The organism is Bradyrhizobium sp. (genome assembly GCF_019244115.1).
GTDB lineage: Bacteria > Pseudomonadota > Alphaproteobacteria > Rhizobiales > Xanthobacteraceae > Bradyrhizobium.
In genome coordinates this window covers 1-4,691 of the sequence record NZ_JAFATE010000818.1, presented here as the reverse complement: position 1 = coordinate 4,691, position 4,691 = coordinate 1, and the positions used below count along the sequence as shown (strand labels likewise).

Sequence of the window (4,691 nt, the reverse complement as noted above, 5' to 3'; positions counted from 1 at the left end):
CAGCGACATCTGGTTCTCGAACTCGTCGTCGTCCATGTCGGCTTCGGCCGCGGCCTCGCCGGGATCCTTCTCCTCACCGTCGGCGCCCACGGGCGCAGCAGCCGCTGGCGCGGGACGGAACGGGGTCGGTGCGGGAGGCGCGGCCGGCGGGGCGACATGCGCGGGCGCAGTGCCGGCCTGCGCGGCCGCAGCCGCGGCATCGGCGACCACCGGCTGGCCGTCGGGACCGATCGGCGCGCCGATGATGCCGGGATTGCTCTTGGCGTCGGGGCCGGCATAGGTCGCTTCGAGATCGATGATGTCGCGGAGGAAGATCTTTCCTTCGTTGAGCTCGTCGCGCCAGATGATGATGGCCTGGAAGGTCAGCGGGCTTTCGCACAAGCCGGCGATCATCGCCTCGCGGCCGGCCTCGATGCGCTTGGCGATCGCGATCTCGCCCTCGCGCGAGAGCAGCTCCACGGTGCCCATCTCGCGCAGATACATGCGCACGGGATCGTCGGTGCGCTCGCCCGGCTCGGACTTCTTGACCTCGGCGACCGCCTTCTGGGTGACCTCGACGAGCTCGTTGTCGGTGTCGTCGTCGCCGGCCTCCTCCTTCTCTTCCTCGCCCTCGACGTCCTCGGCCTCGGTCACGTTGATGCCCATGTCGGAGAGCATCGACATGATGTCCTCGATCTGTTCGGGCGAGGTGGTGTCGGACGGCAGCACTTCGTTGAGCTGATCGAAGGTCACGAAGCCGCGCTTCTTGGCCTGCTTGATCATCTTCTTGACGGCGGCGTCCGACAGGTCCAACAACGGGGACGGCGCGTCGCTCGAATCCTTCTCGGGAGCGTCAGCCGCCTTGTCGTCCTTGTCCTTGTCTTTCACCTGCAGCGTCTTTGCCTTGCTGGCCATTCATTGCTCCCGAAACGCGAGACGTGCGAAAAACAAACACCGCGGCGCTCGCCTTGATCCACTCAAACTGTCCTCGACGCGCAAAAGGGCGGCGCAAATTTCTCGCCACCCCCGTCAGCCCGTCGCTGGTTTCGTCGTCCTGCCCGATCTGGTTCCCCAGACAAAATGCATAATGGTTAATGGATCGGAAACCGCGCCAGGCTGCTGACACATTTTTCCAATCGCCGACCCGCCGCACTCCGCCGGAAAATGGTCCGGGACCCGCCTCGCTCAACCCTTGTATTTGCAGCCAAAGCCCGGGCTTGGCGAGTCTTTTTCCGGTTCCGCCCGCCCCATTGCGTACGATTCTTCGGCTACCGTTACCTTCCAGACGCGCTTTGCGAGGTCCTTTGAGGCACCTAGACGCTGCGCGACATGCGGCCGGACTGTTCACCGAACCCTTCGATCAGGGCTTCGGTACCCGCAGCCTCGGCCATCCGGGCCTTGACGTCACGCAGCCATGCCAGATTGGCCTCGCTCGGCTCCGCACCCAAGGCAAGCTCGGCGTCCTTCAATTCCCTAAGTAGGGAATGCCATTGGTGATGCAAGGCAACAAGCTGGTTGAAGGTGGACAAAACATCCTCGCGCGCCGCATGGGGCCTTGCGCCCCACACTGCATCGGTCGTGATCGCCCGCTCAACCCGTTGAAGAATGGCCGATAATCCGGCGGCCGCGAGGTCGGCCCGCATTTTTTCGGCCTGCTCCTCGGGATCGGGCGAATGGTGATGGTCGTGGGCGAAGGCGGCGATGATACCGGCGCGCAGTCTGTGCGCCTCGCCGTGGGCGAGTTCAAGCGCGGCGACCTCTTCGAGGTGGTCGTGCAGCAGCCACGGGTGGTTGATCAGGCACTGCAGGATCAGGGCCTCGCGCCGGGAGATCGCGCTGCGCTGGCCGCGCAGCAGCGGACTTGCCGCGAGCTGCGGGCTCGCGGCCTGGTACGGGCCGCGGCCAATCCCCTGACTTATCCCCAGCCCCTGCCCGCGGCCGCCGGCCCCCGCGAACCGGCCGGCCGGACCGCCGCGCGGAGCAAAACGGCTGGGAAAGCGCCCCGGCGATTCGCCGCCGCGGCCGCGTCCGGAAAAGAAGCGGCCGCCCTCGGGGGCAAAGGCGCGCTGCAGGCGCTGGATCAGGTCGTCGCGATAGTGCCGGCGCACCACCTCGTCCTGAATCGAATTGGCGAGCTCGCCGATCCGCGCTTCCAGGGCGGCGCGCCGCTCGGGCGTGGCAAAATTTTGGCCCTCGATCTCGCGCGACCAGATCACTTCGGCGAGCGGGCGCGCGGCCGAAATCACTTCGTCGATCGCCGCGCGGCCACCGGAGCGGGCGAGATCGTCGGGATCCTGGCCTTCGGGCAGCAGCGCAAAGCGCAGGCTCTTGCCGGGTTTCAGATGCGGGATGGCGAGATCGGCGGCACGAAACGCCGCCTTCTGGCCGGCGCGGTCGCCGTCAAAACAGAGGATCGGCTCGTCGGCAATCTTCCATAGCAGCGCGAGCTGGCTTTCGGTGAGCGCAGTGCCGAGCGGCGCCACGGTGGCGCCATAGCCCACTGTCACCATCGCGATGACGTCGACATAGCCTTCGACCACGACCAACGAGGCGCCATTATGCGCTGATGTGCGCGCGGGGGCGTGGTTGTAGAGATTGTCGCCCTTGTGGAAGAGCGGGGTCTCCGGTGAGTTCAGATATTTGGCCGGAACATCCTTCTCCAGCGCGCGGCCGCCAAAGGCGATGATGCGGCCGCGGATGTCAGCGATCGGAAACATCACGCGGTCGCGGAAGCGGTCATAGGGCACGGGAATGTCGTCGCCGGCGACGAGCAGCCCGGCCTCGACCATGTCCGGCACGGGAATGCCGTGGCCGCCCAAAAATTCCTTGAGCGCGTATTTTTCGCCGGGCGCATAGCCGAGGCGGAACTGCAGTTGCGTCGCCGGCGAGATCGCGCGGTCGGCGAGATAGCCGCGCGCCTTGGCGCCGAGCCGCGAGGCGAGCGTGTCACAGAAGAATTTTGCTGCGAGCTCCATGACGTCGTAGAGCGTCTTGCGCCGCTCCTCGCGCAGCGCGGCGTCGGGATTGACGGCGGGCAGTGCAAGCCCGGCCATCGCCGCCAGCCGCTCGACGGCCTCGGGAAAGGTGACGCCCTCGGTCTCCATCACGAAATTGAAGATGTTGCCGTGCTTGCCGGAGGAGAAGTCGTGATAAAAACCCTTCTGGTCGTTGACGGTGAAGGATGGCGTCTTCTCCTGCTGGAACGGCGACAGCCCCTTCCACTCGCGCCCGGCCCGCTTCAGCTTCACGCGCTTGCCCACGACCTCCGAGACCGGAAGGCGGGCACGAATGTCTTCGAGGAATTGCGGCGTGAAGCGGATGGCCATGGGCTGATCTGAAATCGAATCAAGCCCCATTAGAATCCAGCCGAGGCCTGCCGGCTAGGCATAGCTGGATGGCTCAGGAAAATACCAGCGATGTCGACCTTAACCCCGCTTTCCCGGCTTGTGCACAGGGCTGTCCGTCACCTCTCCCCGCTTGCGGGGAGAGGTCGCTGCGAAGAGCGATGCCTTTGGCATCGCTAAGTGCGCGGCGGGTGAAGGGGACACTTCACGATCTCGGTCCGTTGAGACTCCCCCTCACCCCAACCCTCTCCCGGCAAGCGGGGAGAGGGAGCAAACCGTCGTCGCTGCGCCGGTCTGCCTCAATGCTCCAGAAACCGGCCCGAGGCGATGCGTGGCAGGCCATCGACCGGCCAGTTGTAGAGATAGGTCCAGGCCTCGATCCAGGAATCTGTCGAAGACTCTAGCAAAGTCCCGGTCGGGGCCGCGCTCGAAGTCGCGTTCGACGTTCCGGCGGCCGCGCACCTGGCGAGCGCGACCTTGAGCAGCTTTCGCAGATATTCGGTCGGCTGCACAAGACCTTCGCCGCAGGCCTCGTACATGTCGAGCTCGCGCAGCAGTTCGTCGCGCGCGCGCAGGCGGTAGAGCTCGCCATGCGCGACATCACCGTCATCGTCCGACAGCACGAGGCCGGGATAATGCTTGATCAGATAGAGCCGGCCGCGGCAGCGCGCCTTGCCGAGGAAATCCGCGTTGGCGGACAACAGCCGCGCCATCGGATGGTCGAAGCCGCGCATCAGCGTGCCGTAGACGAACAGATGATCGGAGGTCATGAGCTATCCATGTCATTGCGAGCGAAGCGAAGCAATCCAGAATCTTTCCGCGCGGATAGTCTGGATTGCTTCGCTTCGCTCGCAATGACGGCTATGCCGCCACCTCCTCCGAGATCACCACAAATGTCTTCAGCTCCATGCGGCCAAAGCTGGTGGTCAGCGCGACGTCGGCGGCGTCGCGGCCGGTCGCCATCAAAATCCGCCCGATCCGTGGAACGTTGTGGCGGGCATCGAAGGTCAGCCATTCGCCGCCGAGATAGGCCTCGAACCAGCCGGAAAAATCCATCGGGAACGGTACCGGCGGAATGCCGATGTCGCCCATGTAGCCGGTGCAGTAGCGCGCCGGAATCCCCATGCAGCGGCACAGGGTCAGCGCGAGATGGGCAAAATCGCGGCACACACCGCTCTTCTGCTCATAGACGTCGAACGCGCTCTTCATCGCATGCGCGTGCTCGTAGCCGAAGATGATGCGCTGGTGGACGAACTCGGTGATGGCGGCGACGCGGTCCCATCCGCCATTGACGCTGCCGAACAGCGACCAGGCGATGTCGGTGAGCTTGTCGGTCTCGCAATAGCGGCTCGGCATCAGATAGAGCAA

Annotated in this window: 4 protein-coding genes; all 4 read right to left on the bottom strand. The window is 65.1% G+C overall.

Annotation, left to right across the window (positions count from 1 at the left end; genetic code table 11):
- Nucleotides 1-894, bottom strand: an 894-nt coding sequence (locus JOZ76_RS34735) for an RNA polymerase sigma factor region1.1 domain-containing protein (RefSeq protein WP_291705890.1), incomplete at its 3' end; no start/stop codon positions are given.
- 398 nt (nt 895-1,292) lie between these two features.
- Nucleotides 1,293-3,299, bottom strand: a complete 2,007-nt coding sequence (dnaG, locus tag JOZ76_RS34730; RefSeq protein ID WP_291705891.1) for a DNA primase — start codon at nt 3,297-3,299, stop codon at nt 1,293-1,295.
- 323 nt (nt 3,300-3,622) lie between these two features.
- Nucleotides 3,623-4,093 carry a gamma-glutamylcyclotransferase family protein gene (locus JOZ76_RS34725; protein WP_291705889.1) on the bottom strand — a complete coding sequence of 157 codons (471 nt, stop codon included), beginning with the start codon at nt 4,091-4,093 and terminating at the stop codon, nt 3,623-3,625.
- Nucleotides 4,094-4,184: 91 nt separating this feature from the next.
- On the bottom strand, nt 4,185-4,691 hold a 507-nt coding region (locus tag JOZ76_RS34720), incomplete at its 5' end, for a transglutaminase-like domain-containing protein (RefSeq protein WP_291705888.1).